General features: G+C 66.2%; 17 protein-coding genes, 1 pseudogene and 2 riboswitches. Of the genes and pseudogenes, 8 read left to right on the top strand and 10 right to left on the bottom strand.

The window, feature by feature from the left end; genetic code table 11:
* Window positions 1–55 precede the first annotated feature (55 nt).
* Window positions 56–790: pseudogene (locus STE01S_RS19550) on the bottom strand (SDR family NAD(P)-dependent oxidoreductase); the annotation flags it as partial.
* A gap of 7 nt (window positions 791–797) precedes the next feature.
* Window positions 798–2,558: an N-acyl-D-amino-acid deacylase family protein gene (locus tag STE01S_RS07600; RefSeq protein WP_062766568.1), complete on the bottom strand. Its 1,761-nt coding sequence runs from the start codon at window positions 2,556–2,558 to the stop codon at window positions 798–800.
* Window positions 2,559–2,736: 178 nt separating this feature from the next.
* Here STE01S_RS07600 and STE01S_RS07595 point away from each other — a divergent pair, with 178 nt between their 5' ends.
* A complete protein-coding gene (locus STE01S_RS07595) occupies window positions 2,737–3,747 on the top strand; it encodes a hypothetical protein (RefSeq protein ID WP_062766566.1) in 1,011 nt (336 codons plus the stop codon).
* A 9-nt stretch (window positions 3,748–3,756) separates the two neighbouring features.
* Here STE01S_RS07595 and STE01S_RS07590 read toward each other — a convergent pair whose 3' ends face one another.
* From STE01S_RS07590 to STE01S_RS07565, 6 genes are all read right to left on the bottom strand, one after another.
* On the bottom strand, window positions 3,757–4,335 hold the full coding sequence (locus tag STE01S_RS07590; protein WP_062766563.1) for a TMEM165/GDT1 family protein: 579 nt from the start codon (window positions 4,333–4,335) through the stop codon (window positions 3,757–3,759).
* A 16-nt stretch (window positions 4,336–4,351) separates the two neighbouring features.
* Window positions 4,352–4,530: riboswitch (yybP-ykoY riboswitch) on the bottom strand.
* Complete coding sequence (locus STE01S_RS07585) at window positions 4,509–4,751, bottom strand: hypothetical protein (RefSeq protein WP_062766560.1); 243 nt, start codon at window positions 4,749–4,751, stop codon at window positions 4,509–4,511. Its footprint overlaps the riboswitch before it by 22 nt.
* Window positions 4,751–8,983, bottom strand: coding sequence for a translocation/assembly module TamB domain-containing protein (locus STE01S_RS07580; protein ID WP_255265908.1), 4,233 nt, complete (start codon window positions 8,981–8,983; stop codon window positions 4,751–4,753). Before STE01S_RS07580 ends, STE01S_RS07585 begins: the two co-directional genes overlap by 1 nt.
* Window positions 8,983–11,319, bottom strand: a complete 2,337-nt coding sequence (locus STE01S_RS07575) for an autotransporter assembly complex protein TamA (RefSeq protein ID WP_062766557.1) — start codon at window positions 11,317–11,319, stop codon at window positions 8,983–8,985. Before STE01S_RS07575 ends, STE01S_RS07580 begins: the two co-directional genes overlap by 1 nt.
* A 106-nt stretch (window positions 11,320–11,425) precedes the next feature.
* The gene (locus tag STE01S_RS07570; RefSeq protein ID WP_062766554.1) at window positions 11,426–12,628 is read right to left on the bottom strand and encodes a nucleotide sugar dehydrogenase; all 1,203 of its coding nucleotides are present in this window, start codon (window positions 12,626–12,628) and stop codon (window positions 11,426–11,428) included.
* 76 nt (window positions 12,629–12,704) lie between these two features.
* Window positions 12,705–14,168: a protein adenylyltransferase SelO gene (locus STE01S_RS07565; RefSeq protein WP_062766551.1), complete on the bottom strand. Its 1,464-nt coding sequence runs from the start codon at window positions 14,166–14,168 to the stop codon at window positions 12,705–12,707.
* Window positions 14,169–14,693: 525 nt separating this feature from the next.
* Here STE01S_RS07565 and STE01S_RS07560 point away from each other — a divergent pair.
* From STE01S_RS07560 to STE01S_RS07530, 7 genes are all read left to right on the top strand, one after another.
* Window positions 14,694–15,086, top strand: a complete 393-nt coding sequence (locus tag STE01S_RS07560; RefSeq protein ID WP_003044730.1) for a hypothetical protein — start codon at window positions 14,694–14,696, stop codon at window positions 15,084–15,086.
* Window positions 15,087–15,156: 70 nt separating this feature from the next.
* Window positions 15,157–15,346, top strand: a riboswitch (cobalamin riboswitch).
* Window positions 15,347–15,420: 74 nt separating this feature from the next.
* Window positions 15,421–17,388 carry a TonB-dependent receptor plug domain-containing protein gene (locus STE01S_RS07555; protein WP_082813261.1) on the top strand — a complete coding sequence of 656 codons (1,968 nt, stop codon included), beginning with the start codon at window positions 15,421–15,423 and terminating at the stop codon, window positions 17,386–17,388.
* A gap of 23 nt (window positions 17,389–17,411) precedes the next feature.
* On the top strand, window positions 17,412–18,209 hold the full coding sequence (locus tag STE01S_RS07550) for an ABC transporter substrate-binding protein (RefSeq protein WP_162928229.1): 798 nt from the start codon (window positions 17,412–17,414) through the stop codon (window positions 18,207–18,209).
* Entirely contained in the window at window positions 18,206–19,192 is a 987-nt protein-coding gene (locus tag STE01S_RS07545) for a FecCD family ABC transporter permease (RefSeq protein WP_062766542.1), read from the top strand. The genes STE01S_RS07550 and STE01S_RS07545 overlap by 4 nt, the downstream gene beginning before the upstream one ends.
* Window positions 19,185–19,961 (top strand): ABC transporter ATP-binding protein, encoded by a 777-nt coding sequence (locus STE01S_RS07540; protein WP_062766539.1) that lies wholly within the window; start codon window positions 19,185–19,187, stop codon window positions 19,959–19,961. Before STE01S_RS07545 ends, STE01S_RS07540 begins: the two co-directional genes overlap by 8 nt.
* Window positions 19,962–20,046: 85 nt before the next feature.
* The gene (gene galE / locus STE01S_RS07535; RefSeq protein ID WP_062766537.1) at window positions 20,047–21,066 is read left to right on the top strand and encodes a UDP-glucose 4-epimerase GalE; all 1,020 of its coding nucleotides are present in this window, start codon (window positions 20,047–20,049) and stop codon (window positions 21,064–21,066) included.
* Window positions 21,063–22,073: an NAD-dependent epimerase/dehydratase family protein gene (locus STE01S_RS07530; RefSeq protein WP_062766534.1), complete on the top strand. Its 1,011-nt coding sequence runs from the start codon at window positions 21,063–21,065 to the stop codon at window positions 22,071–22,073. Before galE ends, STE01S_RS07530 begins: the two co-directional genes overlap by 4 nt.
* A 39-nt stretch (window positions 22,074–22,112) precedes the next feature.
* On the opposite strand, the gene STE01S_RS07525 is transcribed toward STE01S_RS07530, so the two are convergent.
* Both STE01S_RS07525 and STE01S_RS07520 read right to left on the bottom strand, forming a co-directional pair.
* A complete protein-coding gene (locus STE01S_RS07525) occupies window positions 22,113–22,763 on the bottom strand; it encodes an acetyltransferase (protein ID WP_062766531.1) in 651 nt (216 codons plus the stop codon).
* A gap of 30 nt (window positions 22,764–22,793) precedes the next feature.
* A complete protein-coding gene (locus tag STE01S_RS07520; protein ID WP_062766879.1) occupies window positions 22,794–23,393 on the bottom strand; it encodes a sugar transferase in 600 nt (199 codons plus the stop codon).
* Window positions 23,394–23,501: the final 108 nt, after the last annotated feature.

Here is a 23,501-nt window from a genome sequence, read left to right as displayed (position 1 = left end):
CCTGCCGCGAAAATCGCGGCGCGTCACCTGCAGGAATTGATGGGGCGCCCGATCGGAGCGAGAGGCCCCCGTCGACGATCAGCGTATGACCGGTGACATAGGAGGCAAGCGGCGAGGCAAGAAAGATCGCCGCCCCCGCCATGTCCTCGGGCGTTCCCATCCGTCGCTGCGGGATATGCGCGAGTGCCCCCTCCAGCCGGTCGGGATTCTGCGTCGTCACCTTGGTCAGCTTGGTATCGACCAGCCCCGGCGCGAGGCCGTTTACGCGGATGCCGTCGGCAGCGAAGGCCTGCCCCAGCGTCTTGGTCAGGCTGATCGCCCCGGCCTTCGACGCGGCATAGGCGGGATTGCCGATATTGGCCTTGAGCCCCGAAATCGAACTGACGATGACGATCGATCCGGCGCTTTGCGACAGCTGCGGCCGGAACTTGCGCGATATATGCATCAGGCTGTCGAGGTTCACCGCCATCACCCGGTCCCATCCCTCGCGCTCGAACTCGCCGCGCCGATAGACGACCGTGCCCTGGCACAGGATCAGCACATCGAGCCGGTCGAACGGCATTGCCGCCGCCTCGATCGCGTCGGGGTCGCCGACATCGACACAGCTATAGCCGAGCCCCGCAAGATCGGACCCATCGTCCGGGTCGTAATCGGTCGCCTGCGCGCGTGTCCCCCAGACATGGACCGCCGCGCCGCGCGCGCGAAAGCCATGGGCGATGCCGTTGCCGATCCCGCTCGATCCGCCAACCACCAGCACCGCCTTTCCGGCGAAGTCGGTATCGTCCTTCATGCTGACCCTAGGCGGCACGCGGGATCGCCGGATCGCCCGCGCCGGCTGGCGCCGCATCCCGTCCCCGCCGCACGAGCCGACCAGGGAGCACGCCCGTCGGCTGCCCGTCGCGATAGGTGACCGCGCCCGATACGATCGTCGCCACATAGCCGTCGGCGGCCTGATGCATGCGCTTCCCGCCAGCGGGCAGATCGTAACGGATTGTCGGAACATGCAGGCGCAGTGCGTTGAAATCGATGATGTTGAGGTCCGCCTTCATCCCCTCGGCGATGCGACCGCGGTCGGTCATGCCGACGGTCGCGGCGGGACGCGCGGTCAGCTCGGCAATGGCGTCGGCGAGCGCGATCCGGTCGCCGGGATCGGCATCGCGGACCCAGCGCTGGAGAAAATAGGTCGGAAAGCTCGCGTCGCAGATCAGGCCGTAATGCGCGCCGCCGTCGGCGAGCGCCATCACCGTATCGGGATGACCCAGCATTTCGCGCACCGCGTTCAGATTGCCCTCCGAATAATTGGCGGCAGGCAGATAGAAGAGCCGCCGCCCTTCGTCCTTCAGCAGCAGGTCATAGGCGAATTCGGCAACCGACTTGCCCGCCGCCGCGGCGCGCGCCTCGATCCGCGTCTCGCGCTGCGGTTCATAATCGGGGCCGTCGCTCCATTCATGCGCGGCGCGGAACGCATCGATCAGCGCCAGCGTCACCGGATTGCTGTCCTCGGCCGTCTCGGCGAGCAGACGCGCGCGGAAGGCCGGATCGCGCATCGCCGCCACACGCTCGGCCAGCGGGCGGGCGGCGATCGCCTTGTAGCTCGGGTGCGAGCTGAACGGATGGAGGCTGAGGTCGAGGCCGAAGAACGTGCCGACCGGACGCGGCGCGACCTGGCCGCGCATCTGCAGCCCGTCGCGGCGCGCCTGTTCGAGCCCCGCGAGCATCGATCGCCACCCCGCCCCCGGCTGGTTGGGCACATCAAGCAGGGTGAAGGACAAGGGGCGCCGCCCATGTTCGGCAAGCGCGCGCAGCAAGGCGAATTCGCTCTCGGCATCATTGGCCGGTGCCGGGATGATCTGGAACACCCCTGCATCGGCATCGCCAAGGCCGTCCATCAGCGCGCGCAGCTCGTCGGCCTCGGAATAAAGGCTCGGCGCCAGTTCGCCCGCCTTGGTCCGGTGCATCATGTTGCGCGACGTCGTGACCCCGAAGGCTCCGGCGGCGACGGCATCGGCGACCAGCGCGCGCATCTGCGCCAGATCGTCGGCGGTCGGGGCCTCGTGCTGCGCGCCGCGTTCGCCCATCACGAAGATGCGCAGCGCCGAATGCGGCACCTGCGCCGCGATATCGATGTCGAGTTCGCGCGCATCGAGCGCGTCGAGATAGTCGGGGAAACTCTCCCAATTCCAAGGCAGCCCGTCGACCATCACGACCTCGGGAATATCCTCGACCCCCTCCATCAGCTTGACGAGCATGTCGCGTTGGTGCGGCCGGCACGGCGCGAAGCCGACGCCGCAATTGCCCATCAGCACCGTCGTCACGCCATGATTCGAGGAGGGCGCCATGCGTGTCTCCCACGTCGCCTGCCCGTCATAATGGGTGTGAATGTCGATGAAGCCGGGGGTTACGATGCGGTCGCTGGCATTGATCTCCTCGGCCCCGCGGCCCGTTATCTGCCCGATTGCGGCGATTTTTCCGCCGCGAAGGCCGATGTCGCCGACGAAGGGAGCGGTACCGCTCCCGTCGAAAACCAGCCCGCCGCGCACGACCAGATCGAAGTCCATAAGCCTCTCCTCGAAGCGCGCCGGCCTCGTCCGGGCGGGTCGTCGCTTGCCTTGCCGCTTTCAGCCATCCGCGAAACCGCACCCGATTGCAAGCGAGGGCGGGCGAACACCGCCCGCGATTTGCGTGGCAAGGCGGGGGCGGTTCGTGTTAGCCTTCGCCGCGACGGGAGGGACCACCATGTCGAACATCCGGATGCTGTTGGGTTTGTCACTGGCCGCGCTGCCGCTTGCCGGTCCGGCGCAGAGCGCGGCGCAGGGTACGGCGCAGCCGCGCCTGACCAGGGAACAGAGCATCCAGTTGTTCGAAGCTGCAGGCTTCCGGGTCGAAAACGGGCGCGCGATCAACCGCTGCGGCGGCGCGTCGAACCCGCGCGTCGCCTTTGCCGATCTCAACGGCGACGGACGGGCGGAGGCGCATGTCGCCGATGTCGATCCCAAATGCTATAGCAAGCCCGGCGCCTATTTTGCGGTGCTGACGCTCGGCACCGACGGGCGCTGGCGCCGTCTGATCGCCGAGGATGGCATCGTCGGCTTCGCCAAGACGCGCACCGGCGGCTGGCGCGACCTGACGCTCGAGGCGCGCTATTCGGCCTGCCCCGGCACGCGCCATTTCGCGGGCGGCAGCTACGGCGCGCCGACGGCGTGCAGCCAGGACGGGAAGGCCGCAGCCGCCCCGGCAAGCGCCGCGCCGCCGCGTAGCGGCCCGATGCCGATTTCGCGCGACTATCTGTTCGATTGGGACGGCTCGCAAACCCCCGAAGCCAAGGCGATCCCGGCGACCGAGCGCCTCGCGCTGTTTCGCGCCGCCGAAATCAAGCCGGTCAAGGGCGGCCGCTGGACAGCCTGCACCGACGACGACAGCGGCCATTCGGAGGCGCAGGTCGATTTTATCGGCGACGTCAACGGCGACGGCCGACCCGAAGCGATGATCCACGACAATGGCATCTTCTGCAACGGATCGGCCGGCGTCAATTCGATCGTCCTGACCAAGACGCCGGCGGGAAGCTGGAAAGTGATGCTGACCACCCAGGGCTTTGCAAACTTCCTCAAAAGCCACGGTGTCGACAATTATCCCGATATCCAGGTCGGCCTTCCCGGCTTCTGTTTCCCCTATCTGCGCTGGAACGGCCGCGAATATGATCTCGCCGCCCGGTTCGACGACAACGGCAAGCCCTGCAAGCCGTTCTGATCGCGGCGGTCAGCCTGCGCGGAACAGTCCCGCGGTCTGGGCCAGAACCCACAGGCCGATCACCAGGAACAGCGCCGCAGCGATCATGCGGACCTTGTTCAGATCGACGCGCTTGAGCAGTTCGTGGCCAAGGAAGATCGCGGGCACATTGGCGATCATCATCCCCAGCGTCGTACCCGCCGTGACGGTAAAGACATCGTGGAAGCGCGCGCCGAGCGCGATCGTCGCTACCTGCGTCTTGTCGCCCATCTCGACGAGGAAGAAGGCGACGAGCGTCGTCATGAACGCGCCCGCATGCGATTTGGGCGCATCATCATCCTCGAACTTGTCCGGAATCAGCGTCCACGCCGCCATTGCGACGAACGAAGCGCCGATGACATAGCGGAAGATATCGCTGTCGAGGAAGGCGGCCGCCTGCGCCCCCAGCAGCGCGGCGAGCGCATGATTGGCGAGCGTTGCGACCAAAATGCCGAGGATGATCGGAAGCGGCCGTTTGAAGCGCGTCGCAAGCAGAATCGCGAGGAGCTGCGTCTTGTCGCCGATCTCGGCGAGCGCGACGACCGCGGTCGAGGTGAACAAGGCTTCCATGAGTTACTCCGGGGCCGAGCGGCAAGCGAACTCCAACAGCGATCGCGCCCGCCGCCCGGCCCGGACGAAGGTGCGACGCCATTGGTCTCGCCCAAACGCTTTCGCGCTTCCGCGGCGCCACGGCCTCTCGACCGAGTATGTTGACGCTGCGGCCCGTCCGGCAGGACGGCTGGCTACTCCCCAGATGACGGGGGTGCGTTAGACGCGGTCGACGCGGCTGGCAAGCCCTTCGTCAGCGAACCATTGCCGGGTGCGGCCGCGGCGGCGGCCTTGTCCGCCTCCGACAGATCCTTGTCCATCGCCCGCGCGCGCGCTTCGATGTCGGATGCAGCCTTGTCGTACCGCTGGTCGAAATCGGGCTGCTGTTTGCACGCCGCCAGCGCGAACAGCGGCAAGAGCATCAGCGCGCGGCGCATCAATAATCCTTGCGGTAGCGGACGGAGAAGTTCGATTGTCCCGACCCGCCCGCCTGGCTCAGGATCGACAGCGCGCGCGTCAGGCTGATCTCGAGCTGGGTCGCGGTATAACCGCGTGCGTCGGTGATGACCTCAAGATAGATGTCCTTCGAGATATATTGCCCTGCCGCCAACGCGGTGCCGCGTCCGGTCGTATCGTCGGGCCCCAGAATGCGCAGGCGGTCGATCCCCGCCGCCGACTGGAGCGCGCCGAGCGGGCTGAGCCCGCCGCCGCCGCCGCGCAGCGTGTTGAGCGACGCAGCCAGTTGCACCGCCTGAAGCGGAGACAGCGAGGTGATCGAATCGCCGAACAGGATGCGCGAGACGATTTCGTCCTGCGGCAGTCCGGGCACGCTCGAAAAGGCGACCTGCGGGTTGCTCGCGCGCCCGGTCACCGCGACATTCACGGTCACATTGTCGAAAGTGTCGGTCGCAAGCAGGTTGATCGCGGGGTCATAGGCGTCGCCGGTGGGGAAGGTCACCTTGCCCTGTTCGAGGTTAAACGAGCGCCCCGCGAAATCGAGCGTGCCGCGCACCAGTTCGATCTCGCCGGTCACGCGCGGCGCGACGGTGGTTCCCTTCAAGGTGACGTCGGCCTGCCATTCGGATTCGAGCCCCATGCCGGTCACATAAATCTGTTCGCCGGCGCGCAGGCGGATGTCGAGCCGGATCAGGTCGAACAGGCTGCCGCCCACCGCCGCCAGCCCGTCGCCGCTGATCCGGCGGCGCCCGCTCGGCGGCTTGCGGCGCACGCCGGTGAGCACGGGAACGCTCGCCGCGCCCTCGCGCACGATGCGATAGCGCGTTTCGGGCAGGCGCAGGTCGCCCGACAGCAGCGCTGCCTCTCCCGCTGCTTTTGTGAGGGTCAGCGTGCCGGTCGCGCGCGCGCCGATATTCTCGCTGCGCGCCAGCCGCGCATTGTCGAGCGTGGCGACGATGTTCATCGGATAACCATCGGCCGACGACAGGCTGACATAGCCCTTCGCCGCGACGCTTCCGGTGCCGGCCTTGGCGGTAAGCTGATCGATTTCGAGCCGGTTGCCGGTAAAGCGGCCGCTGACCACCATGTCGGTCAGCTTGGTGCCATAGGTCTGGTTCTCATAGGTCATGCCATTGCCCTTGAGCACGCCCTGCAGACAGGGATCGGCAAGCTGGCAACTGAAGTCGGCCGCCACCGCGATCGGGCCGGCAAGCCCCTGATCGGCTGGGCCGACGAAGGAATAGAGCGTGTCGGCAGGTCCATTATAGCGCAGCCCGCCGCCGAGCGGTGCGGCGCGCAGGCGCGTCATCCAGTCTCCGGCCCCCGGCCCGAGCGGGCGCAGCGACGCCTGCAGCCGTCCGATCACGCTGCCGCGCTTGCGCACCACGGCGCGCAATTCGCCCCCGTCGGCGAGCAGCTTGCCCGCGAAATTGACGTCGACCGGCTGGCTGACCGCCGCCGCGGTCGTGCGCGTGAAATCGTTGATCGTCAGCCGCGCGTCGGCACGCGGGAAAGCGTCGGAATTTTCCTGCGCGAAGTCGAGGCTGCCGGTCGCGCGCCCGCCGAGCCCCAGTCCCGGATAGACGGCGTTGAGGATCGTCATATTGGCGCGCTCGAGGCGGCTCTGGACGACGATGCCCTCGCCGAAGCGCCCCGCGAGGCGCGCGCTGCTGCCGCGGCCGAGGTCGATGGTCGTCGGAAGCAGTTCATAGTCGTCGGCATGCGGCACGATGCGCGCCGGCGACGCGGTGCGGAAGTTGATGCCGCTGGCGCGGCCCTGCACCGATGCGCGCCACAGCTCGGGGGTCAGATCGGCATTGGCGGCGATGCGGAACGGCACGCCGCTGGTCCCCTCGACCAGCGCCTGCGCCTTGCCGCGCCCGTCACGATAGTCGATCTTCACCCGCCCGACCGCAATGTCATAATCGCGGATGCGCGTGTCGGCGAGCTGGATGTCGGCGATGATCCGCGGCTTGTCGTAAAGGATCATGTCGGCATCGACGATCGCGCTGCCGACCGCGAGCCGCGCGGCACCGGGCAGCACGACATTGTTCGCGCGGATATTCGCCGCAACCGCCTGATATTGACCATCGGCGCTCAGCCGCACGATGCCGCCCAGCCCCTGCCCCGACGCGTCGAGCTGTCCGACGAACGGCCCCGCCGCGCTTTGCTGCAGCCGTCCCTTGAAGCCGATTCCCGACAGGTCGGCGCGTTCGACATCGATGGTCAGCGGGCCGGCGGCGGTCAGCAGGACGACATCGGCGGTCAGCGGACCGTAATCTGTCTCCCCCTTCGCCGCGAGCCGGTATCCGTTGGGGGCGCCCGTCAGTCGCGCTTCCAGATTGGCGAGGCCGATGCCGAGGCCGGGGCGCTCGGCGCGCAGCGTCGCGCGCGGGTCGCTGATCGTCCCCGCCACCTCGACACCAAGCGGACCGTAATCGACCGAATTGGCGCGCGCGACGAGCTGGAGCTGGCCGCCCGGCGCATAGCTGCCCTGCCCGCTCGTCACCCGCAGCCGCGGCGCGGTGAGGCGCAGATTGGCGAAGCGCACGATGCCGTCGGTGCCATAGCGAATGTCGCTCGTCGCCACGGCATTGCCGCCGAGCAGGTCGCGAACGCCCGAATTGAACAATTGGGTCGATCGCGCGCGAATGCGGCCGGCAATCTCGAACCCGTCGGTACCGACACGCTTCAGATCGACGTCGGTGCCGATGTCGAAGATGCCGACGCTTTCGATGCGGTAATTATTGACCCGCCCGTCGATGGCGCCGGTGTAGAAGCCGCGGTTGAGGTCGGCGACGATGATCGCCTTGGCGTCGATGCGCGGCGACCGCAGCCGAAGGTTGTCGCTGAGCAGCCGCCCATTCTTGTAAGCAAGGTCGCCGTCGAGCCGCACCGCGACGAGCGTTCCGCCCGCCACCGTATCGAGCCCGCGGATGCGCGCCGCGCGCCCCGTCACCGGGATGACGATCTGGTCGACATCGACGCGCGCCTTGCCCGACAGGTTCAGCGCCTCGACGACGATATCATTGACCGCAAGGCTCGCCGCATCGACGCTATACGCGACCGTCGGCGTCGCAAAGGCGCCATCGAGCCGCGCCGACGCCCGGCCGCCGCTCGCCCGAAGCGCCGGCGCGATCGCGGCGGGGCGCAGCAGCACGAACGCCAGTTGCAGGCCATCGTAACGATTGGCGCCGAGATCGAGGCCGCCGCTGATCCCGAGCCGCATCGCATCAGACGAAAGCCGTCCGTCGAGATCGGCCTTGCGCCGGGCGAGCCGCGCCGTGACATCGACCGCCGTCTCGCGGCCGAGCAGCGCCGCCGGCGTGCCCGCAAACAGCCGCGCCGCCCGCGTGGTACCCTTGACCGCGAACGTCCCGTCGCGCGCGCTCAGCGCCAGCCCGGCGAGCGGCGCCGCGCCCAGCGTCGCGTCGAGGCGCCCGTCCCAGCGCGTCCAGTCGCCGCGGCCGGCAAGCTTGGCCGTCAGCGGCTCCTTGAACCCGCCGAGTGCCGCCAGCACCCCACCGGCGGGAGCGTTGACGTCGAGCGTCAGCGCCAGGCGGTTCTTTTCGGGCACCGCGTCGAGAAGCAGCGCGAGCCGGTCGCCCTTCGCCTTGCCGCCGATGGTCTCGGCCTTCGCCGTAACCTGCGCGCGCCGGTCGGCGATCGCGACCTTGCCGTCGATGCGGAGTTCCTGCCGCGCGCCCGTCACCGCAGGCTCGACGACGAACCGGTCGACGCGCAGCCGCCCGATGTCGATATCGAGGTCGGGAAGCAGGGGTTCGCCAGTGTCAGGCGTCGGACGGAATGCGGGCAGCCGTTGCAGCACGATCGTCGAGGCGGTCGCCGAACGGACATCGACATGGTTGCTCAGATAGGCGAACGGCCGCCAGTCGATCCTGACCTCGGGCGAGCGCAGGAACACGCCTTTCGGATCGGACAGCGTGAAGTCGCGCACCACCATCGCGCCGTAGAGCGATCCGTCGAGCCGGCCGATGCCGATCTTCATCCCGTTCGAAAATTCATATTTCTCGATCTGGGTGACGACAAAGCGGCGCCCGGCGTCGCTGTTGAGACCGACGACGAACAATGCGATCAGCGCGAGCAGCCCGCCGACGACGATCCCCGTCCAGCGCAGCACGCGGCGCGGCCAAGGGTTACTCCGCCGCGGCGGCGGCGTGTCCTCCATCGGCTCGGCTGCGCCCGCGGCCATCAGAAAGCCTGCCCGATCGAGACATAGACGCTGAGCCGCGATTCACCGGGCTTGCGATCGATCGGCGTCGCGACGTCAAGCCGCATCGGGCCGAAATTGGTGTAAAAACGGCCGCCGATACCGGCGCCGAAGCGCATATTCGAAAAATCGGGGGTCGATCCGGTATAGACCTGCCCTGCATCGACGAAGCCGACGATCCCGAAATTACCGAACCGGTAGCGCGCCTCGAACGCGGCTTCGTTGACGCTGCGCCCGCCGATCGGGTCGTTGTTGGGATCCTTGGGACCAAGCTGTTGATAGCCGAAGCCGCGCACCGAACCGCCGCCGCCGGCGTAGAAGCGCCGCGACGGCGCCAGCCGCTCGCGCGCGGCGCCGAGGATCGAACCGACGCGCAAGCGGCCCGCGAGCACGATATTCTCGGCCACCGGATAATAGCCGCTGACATCGACGCGCGCGCGCGCATAGGGCGAGAAGCGCCCGCTCATCGATCCTTCGGGCTCGATCAGCGTGGTGACGCGAAATCCCTTGGTCGGATCGAGCAGGCTGTCGGTGCGATCGATCCCGATCTGTCCGGTCAGGCCGACGATATAATATAGGTCGCGTTCGCGATCGGCGAGCAGGAAACTGTAATCATCCTCGCTCGTCGCGATAAGCTGCACGCCATAGGCATAGGTCAGCTTTTTCTGCCAGATCGGCGTCGAGTCATAGCTGACCCGCGCCGCAATGCGCCCCGTCAGCGCCTCGAACGCGTTATAATTGCTCCGCGTCGCCTCACCGACCAGTTCAAAGGTGCGATCCCGCCGCCCCGCATTCGACCGGCGGAAGGTGACCCCCAGCCCCTGCTCCTGCGTCCCCGCGACGCCGCGCACGATCAACGCGCCTTCAGGCGGGAAAAGATTGCGGTGGGTCCAGCTTCCTTCGACGCGGATTCCCTCGCCGGTGCCATAGCCGGCACTGGCGGCGAGCGTGCGCGGCGGTCCCGCCTGCTGGTTGACCAGCATCGTCACATATTCGGTATCGTCGCCCGCGCTCTCGCCCGTCGCCTGCGGCTCGACCGACACGGTCGCGAACAGGCCGGTGGCGACCAGCGCCTGCCGCAGATCGTCGACCTTGCGGCTGTCGTAGAGATCGCCGCGCTTGAACCGTGCCATGATCGCGACATGGTCGGCGCCAAAGGCCTCCTCGCCGCTACTCGCAAAGCCGCCGAAACGGGCGCGCGGGCCGATGTTGATCGGCAGCGTGTAGACGCCCGTTGCCTTGTCGCCATCGAGCAGGATGTCGCGCTGGCCGACCTTGGCAAAGGGATAGCCTTCCTCGGGAAGTTTGAGCGAGATCGCCGCTTCGGCGCCCTGAACCCGTTCGGCGACGATCGGCTCGCCGATAGCGAGCGGGAAATTGTCGGCGATCAGCCCCGGCGGCACCGTCGGCTTGGCATCGAGGATGATGTCCGAAAAGCTGTAGCGCGGACCCGGCTTTACATCGATCACCGCTGAAACCGGCTGCCCGCGCTCGCGGCCGGCGCGATCGATACGCGTATCGACGCTGCCGTCATAATAGCCTTCGGACGACAAGATGCGCTGCATCAGCTCCGCATCATTGCTCAGCCGGGCGCGCAGCATCGCGAAATTGTCGGCCTTGCCATCGCCGTCATAGAGCGCCGACAGGTCGCCGAACAACCCGGAGAGGTCGGCATCGGTGCTGTCGTCGGCTGCGGCAAGACCATTGACCTGCACCGAATAGGCGACCTGCCGGTTCTCGCCCTCGGGCTCGGCATCGACGAACTGGACCGGCTGAACGTCAAAGCTTTCGAGCGGCGGCAAGGGCGCGGCGAGCTCGGTATCGGTTATCGGCGCATCGCCGATCGGCTCGACCGTCTGCCCGTCGGCGAGCGCGGGAACGGGCGTGCCATCGACCTGCGGCACGGCGTCGGCGGTACCGTTCGCCTTCTGCTTCGCCGCATCGGCGACGCGCTTTTCGAAATCGGCGATCGATTCGAGCGGCTTGTCGAGCTCGGGATCGTCCTCCGCACTGATCGGAGGAATCGCCTTCTTGAATTCGTCATCGGGAATGATCGGCGCCACCTCGGGCAAGACCGCGCCCTCGGGCGGCGGCGACGGGCTCGCGATCGGGGTATCATCGCCGGGAGCCGGCGTATCGGCCGCGGCGGGCTCCGCGGTCGCGGCCTCTTCTGCCGGCGGCGCGGCCGGTTCGCGCTCCTGCGCCGCGACCGCATGGGCGCAGGCGAGCGAGAGCAGCGACGCGGACAATAGTCCCCACCGCCGCCGAGCATCGACGCCAAAGCCGTTCAATTCGTGACGCTTTTTTTCGCTGGCCATCTGTCCACAACCGATGCGCACTTGTGGCTTGCCCGCCGCACGCACGCAACCCGGTTTTCGGGGAAACCGGCTCGGTCCGTCGAAAAGGCGGCCCCGTGGCAACCGCTCAGCTATCGGCGCCGAACAGATCGCGGCTGTAGACCTTGTCGGCCACATCGGCGAGTTCGTCGGCGACGCGATTGGCGATGATCACGTCGGCCTCGGCCTTGAAGGCATCAAGATCGCGCACGACCCGCGAGTTGAACAGCCGATCCTCCTCGATCAGCGGTTCATAGACGATAACCTCGATCCCCTTGGCCTTGACGCGCTTCATCACGCCCAGGATGCTGCTCGCGCGGAAATTGTCGGATCCCGCCTTCATTGCAAGCCGGTGGATGCCGACGACACGCGGTTTGCGGCGCACGACCTCGGCGGCGATGAAATCCTTGCGCGTGGTGTTCGATGCGACGATCGCCTGGATCAAATTCTGCGGCACATCCTGATAATTGGCAAGCAGCTGCTTGGTATCCTTGGGCAGGCAATAGCCGCCATAGCCGAAGGACGGGTTATTGTAGAATTGCCCGATCCTGGGGTCGAGCCCCACCCCGTCGATCACCTGTCGGCTGTCGATACCGTGCATCGCGGCATAGGTATCGAGTTCGTTGAAGAAGGCGACGCGCATCGCAAGATAGGTGTTGGCGAACAGCTTGATCGCCTCGGCCTCGGTATTGCCCGTCTGCAGCACATCGGTCTTGTCCTTGAGCGACGCCTGCTCGAGCAGCCGCGCGAAATCGGCGGCGCGCGGGTTGGTGTCGCCGACGATGATCCGTGAGGGGTAGAGATTGTCATAAAGCGCGCGTCCTTCGCGCAGGAATTCGGGTGAGAAGACTATATTGTCGCTGCCGAATTCGGCGCGCATGCGGTCGGTGAAGCCGACCGGAATCGTCGATTTGATAACGATCAGCGCGCGCGGCGCGAGCGCCAGCGCATCGGCGATGACCGCTTCGACCGTGCTCGTGTTGAAATAATTATTGTCCGGGTCATAGTCGGTCGGCGTCGCGACGATCACGAAATCGCTGTCGCGATAAGCGTCCTGCTTGTCGGTCGTCGCGACCAGGTCGAGCGGCCGGTTCGCCAGATACTCCTCGATCTCCGGATCGGCGATCGGCGAGGTCCGGGCGTTGATGAGATCGACCTTCTGCTGATCGATATCGAGCGCGACGACGCGGTTGCGCTGCGCGAGCAGCACCGCGTTCGAAATGCCGACATAGCCGGTACCGACCACGGTGATTTTGGGCGAGCTGGTCGCCGCCGATTCAGTCTGGGACAAAGATGCGATCCTCGATTGGGTTGGCGGCCGCTCTAGCAAGTGCCGGGCGACCGCTCAACAGCGCCCGGCACGCCGGTCAGGTTCCGCAAAAGGTCGTATAGGGTCCGAAGCCTTCGGGCGCCGGACGGGCAAACGCCTCCCATTCGCTGCGCGGCACGAAAGGCTGGCGCACGACATCGAGCAGTTCGCGCCACGCCGTCATATCGCCGGCCTCGGCGTCGGCGAGCGCCGCCTCGACCAGATGATTGCGCGGGATATAGAGCGGGTTGACCCCGTCCATCGCGTCGGCGCATTCGAGCGGCCCTGCGGGCTCGCGCTCGATCAGCGCCCACCACTCGGCGATCCACGGCGCCATGGCGTCGGGCGCCGGGAGCAGCGCCTGCAACATATCGCCCTCGCCGCGAAGCAGCATGGCGAGCGCGCGGAAGAACAGCGTGAAATCGACCTGATGCGTCTCGAGCTGATCAAACAAGCCGTCGATCAACTCGGCATCGCCATCGCCCGGCTGCGTCAGCCCGAGCTTGGCGCGCATCCGTGCGAACCAGGCCATGCGAAAGCGTTCGGGAATGGCGTTGGCAAGCGCCTTCGCCTCTTCGACATCGCCGGGCTCGACCGCATGGATCGCCGGAAGCAGTGCTTCGGCGAAGCGCGCCATGTTCCAGTGCAATATCTGCGGCTGGCGGCCATAGGAATAGCGTTCATTCGCGTCGATCGAGCTGAAGACCGTGTTCACCGCGAAGCGGTCCATGAAGGCGCAAGGGCCATAATCGATCGTCTCGCCGCTGATCGCGACATTGTCGGTGTTCATCACCCCGTGGATGAAGCCGACGCCAAGCCAGCTTGCGACGAGATCGCACTGCAGGCCGATCACCCGGTCGAGCAGCGCCAGATGCGGATTGGCCGCCTCGGCAAGCTCGGGAAAATGGCGGCGCACGGCATAGTCCGACAATTGCGCGACATGGTCGGCGCCGAAATGCGCGGCGAAGAACTGAAAGGTGCCGACGCGGATATGGCTGCTCGCGATGCGCGTCAGCACGGCACCGGGATGCGCCTGCTCGCGCTGGACGCGATCGCCGGTGGCCACCGCGGCAAGCGCGCGCGTCGTCGCAATGCCCATCGCCGCCATCGCCTCGGACACGAGGAACTCGCGCAGCACGGGGCCGATCGCCGCCTTGCCATCGCCGTTGCGCGAAAAAGGCGTCGGCCCCGACCCTTTGAGCTGCACGTCGAACCGCGCCCCGTCGGGCGCGACGATCTCGCCGAGCAGCAGCGCGCGGCCGTCGCCCAGTTGCGGCGAGAAATGCCCGAACTGATGCCCCGCATAGGCGAGCGCCAGCGGGTTGGCGCCGCCGGGCATTTCCTCGCCCGAAAAGATCCGGGCGAGCTGCGCATCGCTCACGCCCGCCGCATCGATCCCCAACCGGTCGGCAAGCGCATGGTTGAAGATCAAGAGCGTCGGCGCCGACGGCTTCGCCGCCTCCGCGGGCGCGTAAAAGCCCGGCATCGCGTCGTGAAAACTATTGTCGAACGCAAAATCCATGCCCGGCTCCCTAAGGCAGCAATGTCGGTCGAAGCGCCAACGATTGCAACCCACAGCAAGTCAAGGTTAGCGTCATTATCCGCGCTGCGATCGATATATCGCGAAGCGGCGTCCACTCGCCGCGCAGCGGATTTCAATCTTCGCAGGGCATGGCAAAAGCAACGCCAGCGATCGCAAAAAAAGATAGTATATTGAAACGGAATTCATTTCCGCATGAGGGCAAGCGATGCTGAATCCCCGTCCATCGACGAATGCACAATAGCATCCAATTTGGCTCGAAATAAATTATCGTTCGTTGACAAATATTTGTAGCGGTGAAAAATCTCATGGCAGATTGAGTTTTGGACAAGGGCCGGGCACCTCCAGTGGATAGGATTGCACCAGCCTCGAAGGCCCCGCCGGACGGCGGGGCCTTCAACTTTTCTGCCAATGCGCGCAAGCTCGATGCATACAAGCCTGGTTCAGGCAGCGCGCGCCAAAGGGCAGCGGCCCGATTCGAAATCCCGCGCAATTTGAAAGAGATCAATGCAAATTCTGCAGCAAGCCGCCGCCGATTATCACGGCCTCATTCTCGATATCGGGGCGACGACGGGCCTCCCCGATGCGATGCTGCACCTGCATGCGGGGATGCTCATCTTCCTCGCGACCGCGCTCGTGATGCGCCGGGGCCTCGATGACATATTGCCGCTCGGCATCGTCATCATCGCCGCCTGCGGCAACGAAGTGCTCGACCGGATCAATCTCGGCAACTGGAACTGGCCCGACACGCGTATGGACCTGTTCAATACGATCGTCTGGCCGCTCACGACCCTCCTCGTTGCCCGGGCCGTTCGCGGCCGCCATTCTGGCGCCGCCGACAGGAAAGTCCCGGCCGAGCCCGCTATCGAGCCGGCCGCGGCCAACCCCGACTTCACCTGAAACACGGCGCGCCGGTCCAACCTCGGCCTGCGAATTGGCGATTGCAGCGCGGCCGCGCTTTTGCTAGCGGCCCGCACCGTGACCTCGGGTTGCCTGGAAACAGGCATGAAAAGGGAAGACCGGTCGATCCGGCGCTGCCCCCGCAACTGTAGTCCGGCGAGGTGGATGCAATCATGCCACTGGAAGCTTGTCTTCCGGGAAGGCCGCATCCCACCGCTGACCCGGCGAGCCAGGAGACCTGCCAGGGCGTCGCCGTTATCTGCACGCGGGCGGGGTGTACCGGGCGCAGGCGAGGATCCTCGCGTGACGGCAAGCCGTTACGCTGGAGGTACTCGTGAAGTCATTTTTCTGGAAATCCACCTTGTCGCTCGTGGCGGTTGCCGCGGCCTCGCCTGCATGGGCGCAGGACGCTGATCCCGATGGTTCGACGATCACCGTCGTTGGCGATCTGCTCGGCGCCGACCAAAGCAATGCCTCGGTCTCGGTCATCGACGCCGCCGCCATCCGCCGCGCCCAGAACGGCACCGCCGCCGATCTGATTGCGCGCCTGCCCGGGGTCAGCATCACCCAATATGGCACCCTCGGCAGCGTATCGAATGTGCGCATCCGCGGCGCCGAGGGCGAGCAGACGCTGGTCGTCATCGACGGGGTGCGCGTCGGCGACCCCTCCTCGCCGGGCGGCGGCTTCGACTTCGCCAATCTGATGCTCGGCGCGATCGACCGCATCGAGGTGCTGCGCGGCGCAAACAGCCTGCCGTGGGGCAGCCAGGCGATCGGCGGGGTCGTCGCCATCTCGACCACCGAGCCCGACGCGGTCGGCGGCGGCACGAGCGGCCGGATCGGCGCCGAATATGGCGCGCGCGATACGGCGCGGGTCAACGGCCAGTTCCGCGCCGACCTCGGCGCGTCGCAATTCGGCCTCGGCGGCGGCTATGTCCGCACCGACGGGATCAGCAATGCCGCGGTGGGCACCGAGCGCGACGGCTACCGCCAATATGCGCTCAACCTCACCAACCGGACCGAAATCGGCAATACGCTGACCTTCCGCGCCTTCGGCCTTTATGCCGACAGTCGCGTCGACCTCGACGGCTTCGCGCCGCCGACCTACAGCTTCGGCGACACCGCCGAATATCAAAAGACGCGCGAACATTATGCCGCCGCCTCGGTCGAACACCGCCCGGGCGGCAACGACAGCACGACCGGCTTCTCGCACAAGCTAGCGTTCGGCTTTGCCGACATCAACCGCAACAATTTCGACCCGGCGGCGGGCAGCGATCCGAGCTTCAAGGCGCGCGGACGCGGCGAACGTCTTTCGTACAGCATCGACTGGCTGACCGCGGGCAATGCAAGCGGACAGCAAGTGCGGCTGATCGCGGGCGCCGAACGCGAATGGACGCGCTCGCTGACCGCCGACGCCTTTTCGAGCGACAGCGGCCGCACCGCGACCACCGGACTATGGGCCATGATCGTCGGCAAGCCGACCGAGACGCTGTCGCTGACCGCGGGAGTGCGCCGCGACAATCACCGCGACTTCGGCGGCGCGACGAGCCTCGCCTTCGATGCGGGGCAGAAGCTCGGCGATCATGTCACGTTGCGCGCGAGCTATCGCGAAGGCTTCAAGGCGCCGACGCTGTTCCAGCTTTCGGATACCGCAGGCGCCTACGGCAATCCCGATCTGCAGCCCGAGCGCGCCCGCGCCTATGAAGTCGGGGTCCGCATCGCTGCCGCACCGCTCGCGTTCATCGACATCGCCTGGTATCGCCGCGACACGCGCAATCTTATCGATTTCGTGAGCTGTCCCGCCGGTCCCAATCCCCTGCCCCCCATCTGCGCGACGGGCAACCGTCCCTTCGGCACTTACGACAATATCAACCGCGCGCGCGCCCAGGGGGTCGAGGTCGAGGGCGCGGTACAGCTGTCGCCGGGCCTGCGCTTCAGCGCCAACTACAGCCTCGTTGTCGCCACCGACCGCACCCCCGGTTCGGTCTACGAGGGCAACCGGCTGGCGCGGCGCCCGAAGCATCTTGCCAATGCCGAACTCGGCTGGGCGCCCGGCGGCGCTTTTACCGGCGCCGACCTGTCGATCGCCGCGCGCTATGCCGGCAAGAGCTTCGATGATCGCGCGAACAATGTGACGCTGGACGATTATTGGCTGGTCGATCTGCGCGCGAGCTACCCGCTCGTCGCCGGAATCGAAGTCTATGGCCGCATCGAAAATCTGTTCGACACCGATTATCAGACCGTGGCGGGCTATGGCACCGCGGGCCGCTCGGCCTATGTCGGGGTCCGCTGGGCCTTCTGATGCGCGCGGGAGCGGCCCTCGCGATGCTGGCGGCCCTCACGGCCTGCCAGCCGCGCGCGCCGCTCGCCGCCCGTCACGGCATCGTCAGCATCGATTATTGCGCCGACCAGATGCTGCTTGGGCTGGTGCCCCGGGAGCGCATCCGCGCCGTATCCTTCGAGGCAGCGAGCGACAGCGCCTTTGCCGCGCCGCGCGCCGCGGGCCTGCCGCGGCTGCGCCCGCAGCTGGAGGATATTGCGATGCCGCGCCCCGCGGTGGTTGTGCGCTCCTATGGCGGCAGCGCGAAGCTCGACCGCCAGCTCGAAGCGATGGGGATAAAGGTCGTGCAGCTCGGCTATGCCGGCACGCTCGCCGATGTCCGAAGCCAGATGCTCCGGGCAGGCGCGGCGCTCGGCGCTGGCCCGCGCGCCGCGGCGCTGGTCAAGGCCTTCGATACCGAGGTCGCCGCAGCGCACCAGGGCGGCGGGCACGCGGGCACCGCGCTTTACATCACCCCCGGCGACGTCACGACCGGCCCCGGTTCACTGGTCGCCGAGGTCATGGAAGCGGCGGGCTTCACCCCCTATCGCACCCGCCCCGGCTGGGGCAGCCTGCCGATCGAGGAGATGGTGCGCCGTCCGCCCGATCTCGTGTTCCGTGCCTTTTTCGACAGCGCGCGCTATCGGCAGGATTATTGGACCGCCTCGCGCCACCCCGTCGTGGCGGAAGCCACGCGCCATGCCCGCGATGTCGAGGTGCCCGGCGGCTGGCTCTCGTGCGGCAATTGGTTGACGGGACACGCGGTCAAGGCGCTCGCCGATGCGCGAAGGGATATGCGATGACGCGCCTCAACCTTACCCTTGCCGCGATGCTGCTGCTCGCCGCGATGCTCGCGCTGGCGACCGGCCCCGATGGCGTGTCGCCGTCGCTGTTCGCCGGCTGGCTCGGCGGGCATGATCCCGCCGCGGCGATCATCCTTGCCGACATCCGGCTGCCGCGCGTGCTCAGCGCCGCGGTCGTTGGCGCGTCACTGGGCCTCTGCGGCGCCGCGCTGCAAGGGCTCACGCGCAATCCGCTTGCCGAACCCGGCATCCTCGGCGTCTCGGCGGCGGCAACGCTCGGGGCAACGCTGACGCTCTATTTCGGGCTCGCGGCACTCTTCCCCTGGGCGCTTCCCCTCGGCGCCATCGCAGGCGCTGCGCTCGCGACTCTGCTCCTCGCCTCGGCGGCGGTGCGGACGCAGGGCATGGCGAGCCTGATCCTCGTCGGGGTCGGCCTCTCGAGCCTCGCGGGCGCGTTGATGGCGCTGATCCTCAACTTCGCGCCCAATCCCTTTTCGCTCTCCGATCTCGTCAACTGGACGCTCGGGTCGGTCGCCAACCGGTCGCTCGCCGATCTTGCGATGACCGCACCGCTGATCCTCGTCGGCGCGCTATTCCTGTTCGCCCAGCGCGCGAACCTGTCGCTGCTCACGCTTGGCGAGCCCGCCGCCGCCGCGCATGGCCTCGACGTCCGCCGCACGCGCATCGCGATCGTCGCCGGAACCGGAATCGCGACTGGCGCTGCGGTGGCGCTGGCCGGCGCGGTCGGCTTCGTCGGGATCGTCGCGCCGCATCTGGTTCGCCCGTGGACGAGGCACGATCCGGGGCGGACGCTGGCGCCTTCGGCGTGGCTGGGCGCGCTGCTCCTCGTGCTTGCCGATCTCGTCGTGCGTATCCTGCCGACCGACAATGAGCTGCGCCTCGGCGTCGTCGCCGCGCTTGCGGGCGCGCCCGTTTTCACGCTGATCGTGCTGCGCCGCGGCCGAGGAGCTTCGCGTGGCTGACGATCTGATCATCGAAGCGCTGCGCGTCGAGGCGCAGGCCCCCCCCCTCATCGCCAATATCAGCGCCCGCTTCGCGCCGGGGCTATTGACCGCGATCGTCGGCCCCAATGGCGCAGGCAAATCGACGCTGCTTCGCGCGATGGCGGGCGTCGTGCCGACGCAGGGCACGATTCGCATGGGCGCCGCCGACCTCACCGCACTGCGCCCCGCCGAGCGCGCGCGGCGGCTTGCCTATCTGCCGCAGGTGCACGAACTGGCCTGGGATATCAGCGTCGCCGACATGGTCGCGCTCGGCCGCTTCGCTTATGGCGCCGCGCCCGGCCGGCTCTCGGCCGAGGACAAGGCAGCCGTCGACCGCGCAATGGCGGCAACGGGCTGCATCGACCTTGCCCACCGCGGCGTTACCAGCCTGTCGGGCGGCGAAGCGGCCCTCGCCTGCCTCGCACGCGTCCTTGCCGCCGAAACGCCCGTCCTGCTCGTCGACGAACCGGTCGGGGCGCTCGATCCCGCCAATCAATATCGCGTGATGGAATGCCTCGCCGCGCTCGCCGCCGACGGCCGCACGGTGGTCGCGGTACTTCACGACCTGTCGCTGGTCGCACAATTTGCCGACACGGTGCTGTGGATGGCGAGCGGCCGACTTGCCGCGCAAACGCCCGCCACCCACGACGCCTTTGCGCAGCATGTCCCGGCGCTCTTCGCCCGCACGCCCGTCTTTGCCAGCGACGGATCGAGCGCCCTCTATTTTCGTCGCAGCCAAGGCACGTAACGCCACCTTTGCTTCTGGTGCCTAAGCCCTTTTGAATTGACCATAGCCAGCGAACCGCTAGGCAGGCGGTGCAAGGAGGCGATGGGTGAAAGTCTTTGTTACCGGCGGCGCCGGATATATCGGCAGCCACACGCTCGTTCAGCTTTTGGCGGCAGGGCATGAAGTGTGCGTTTTCGACAATTTCGCGAACAGCTCGCCCGTCGCGCTCGACCGGGTGCGTCAATTGACCAACCGCGGCATTGGGCTGGTCGAAGCAGACATTCGCGACGCCGACGCGCTACGCGATGCGGTGACCACATTCGCCCCCGACGCCGTCATGCATTTCGCCGGGCTCAAGGCCGTCGGAGAATCGAGCAGCCTCCCGCTGCTCTATTATCAGACCAACGTCAGCGGCACGATGAACCTGCTCGCGGCGATGGATGCGGCCGGGTGCAAGCGGATTGTCTTTTCCTCCTCGGCAACCGTCTATGGCGAGGCGCATTATCTGCCGTTCGACGAGGATCATCCGATCGCCCCCACCAACCCCTATGGCCGGACCAAGGCGATGGCCGAGGGCATCATCGGCGACTGGGCCAAAGCGACCGCGGGCGCATCTGCGGTGCTGCTGCGCTATTTCAACCCCGTCGGCGCGCATGAATCAGGCCGTATCGGCGAAGATCCGCGCGACATTCCGAACAATCTGATGCCCTTCGTTGCGCAGGTTGCAGTGGGGCGACGCGACAGGCTGTCGATATTCGGCGACGATTACGACACCCGCGATGGCACCGGCGAACGCGACTATATCAATGTCGTCGACCTCGCCGCCGCGCATCTCGCCGCGATCGAATATGCCTCGCGCGCCGCTGGATGCGAGGCGATCAACGTCGGTACCGGTCGGGGCATCACCGTGAAGGAACTGGTCGCGGCCTATGAGCGGGCCTGCGGCCGCACGCTGCCGGTTGAAATCGCTTCGCGCCGCCCCGGCGATGTCGCGAGCAGCTATGCCGCCACCGTCAAGGCCCGCGACCTCCTCGGCTGGAACGCCGTGCTCGACATCGACGCCATGTGCGCCAGTAGCTGGCTGTGGCAGTCGACCAATCCCGACGGGTATGGAGACAGGCAATGACCGTCCTCGTCACCGGTGCCGCGGGTTTCATCGGCATGCATGTCACCGCCGCCCTGCTGGCCCGCGGCGAGCATGTGATCGGCATCGACAATTTCAACGATTATTACTCCCCCGAGCTCAAGGAAGCGCGAATAGCTGAACTCGAACGGATCGGTGGCGACCGGCTCACGATCCACCGCGTCGATATCGGGGACGACTCCGAACTCGCCGCAGCGCTTGCAGGAGAGGATTTCGACCGGATCATCCACCTCGCCGCCCAAGCCGGCGTCCGTTACTCGTTAGACAACCCTAGCGCTTATGTCCGCGCCAATCTTGCCGGCCATGTGAACATCCTCGAACTCGCGCGGCAGATCAAGGTACGGCATCTCGTCTACGCCTCCTCATCGTCGGTCTATGGCGCGAACAAAACTATGCCCTTCCGAGTAGAGGATCGCGTCGATCAACCCATCTCTCTTTACGCCGCTACCAAGCGGGCCGACGAACTGATGAGCGAGACCTATGCGCATTTGTTTCGCATTCCGCAAACCGGGCTGCGCTTCTTCACGGTCTACGGGCCTTGGGGGCGCCCCGACATGGCGCTTTGGAAATTCACCGCCTCGATCCTCTCGGGCAAGCCCATTGACGTCTACAACCATGGCAATATGCGCCGCGATTTTACTTATATAGATGACATCGTCGATGGCGTGATCCGCAGCCTCGACCGGCCGCCAGCCGATGACGGGCTGGCAAAAGCAGGCGGATATCAGACCCCGCATCGGCTCTATAACATCGGCAACAACCGTCCCGAACCGCTGATGGACCTGATCTCGACGATTGAAAGGGCGTGCGGCCGCAAGGCGGAACTCAACATGTTGCCGATGCAGGATGGCGATGTTCCGGCGACTTTCGCGGACATCGCTGCAATAAGCCGCGAAGTGGGCTATAGCCCAAGCACGGACATTGAAATCGGCGTGATTCAATTCGTTGACTGGTTCCGCACATATCAGGGTTCGGCAACTGGCGGATGAGTCCGACGACGACCGCTTAACTCGCGTAAACGCAGGATATCACTTCTTTTCGAGCAAGCGGGCGGGGTTTCCGATAACAGTGGCTCCGGGGGCGACGTCTTTAGTGACAACCGCTCCCATTCCCACCACTGCGCCTGCGCCGATTACGAGCGGCTTTTCACCGGTACCCTGCCGCAGGATTGCACCCGTTCCGATATAGGCAAAGTCGTGGATATTAACATTGCCGTTGCATTTGACGCCCGGAGCAAGCGTCACGAAATCGCCGATAACGCAGTCATGCGCGACATAGCTGTAGATATTGGCATGGAATCCGCGGCCGATCCGGATGTTTGAAGTGATCGAAGAAAAGGGCTGCAAAATAGCGCCTTCGCCGATCTGCACATCGTCGCCAACCGTCACATTGGAGGCGCGAATTTCGCAAATCGGGACGCCCGCCGCGACGCAACGATCCATGAGCATCCGACGCACAGGAGCATCGGCGATGGCGACCGCTACTCCGGCTGCAGGGCCAGCCTCCAAGAAGGTCTCCCAAGTAAGGATATCATGGCCGTTTGCTCGGTCAACTGCCTGCGTCGGATCATCATCGATGAACACGAAACGGGCATCGTCGTGCGCATAACGGTCTCGTGCAATCGGCATGACCTCGCGACCGAAACCACTGGCTCCGTAAATGCCGATCAAACGCGTCATAGATCTCTCCTTCACAGGTGGGGTGCTTCGTTATTGGCTGCGTGTTCCGACGAACTTCGGCATCGTCGCTTCGCCGTCAGCGCTGACGCCTTCGCGCTTTAGAACTTTTGCGACCGTTGAAAACAGGATACGGACGTCCAGCCAAAGACTGCGGTTGTCGACATACCAAGTGTCGAGGGCGAATTTCTGCTCCCAGGTCAACGCATTCCGTCCATTGACCTGCGCCCATCCCGTCACTCCAGGTCGCACCTCATGGCGCCGCGCCTGTTCAGTGTTGTAAAGCGGAAGATAGTCAATGAGTAGCGGGCGCGGGCCAACAAGGCTCATCTCGCCCTTCACGACATTCCAGAGCTCGGGCAATTCGTCAAGACTCGACGCGCGCAGGAAACGGCCGAGGTGGGTTATCCGCTCAGCGTCGGCGAGCGGCCTCCCGTCCGGACCGACCGCATCGCGCATGGTGCGAAATTTTAGCATTTCAAACGGCTGGCCATACAGCCCCGGGCGCTGCTGGCGAAAGATCACCGGCGATCCCATCCGGCGGCGCACCAGCAGCGCGACGATCGCTATAACCGGCAGCAGCACCGGCAGCAGGACGATCACCAGCAAAATATCAAACAGGCGCTTCAACATCGCTGGCATCCATCGTTCTTTGGCGACCCGTGCTCGGCAAGGAGCCGCGGCCTTGCGCTGCCCCATGCAATCCTTGCCGCGCGAACGCAAGACATCGGCCTTCGTTGA

It is taken from the genome of Sphingopyxis terrae subsp. terrae NBRC 15098 (genome assembly GCF_001598815.1).
Classification (GTDB): domain Bacteria; phylum Pseudomonadota; class Alphaproteobacteria; order Sphingomonadales; family Sphingomonadaceae; genus Sphingopyxis; species Sphingopyxis terrae.
Note: the sequence above shows the minus strand (reverse complement) of the source record. Positions and strands in the feature narration are given on the sequence as shown.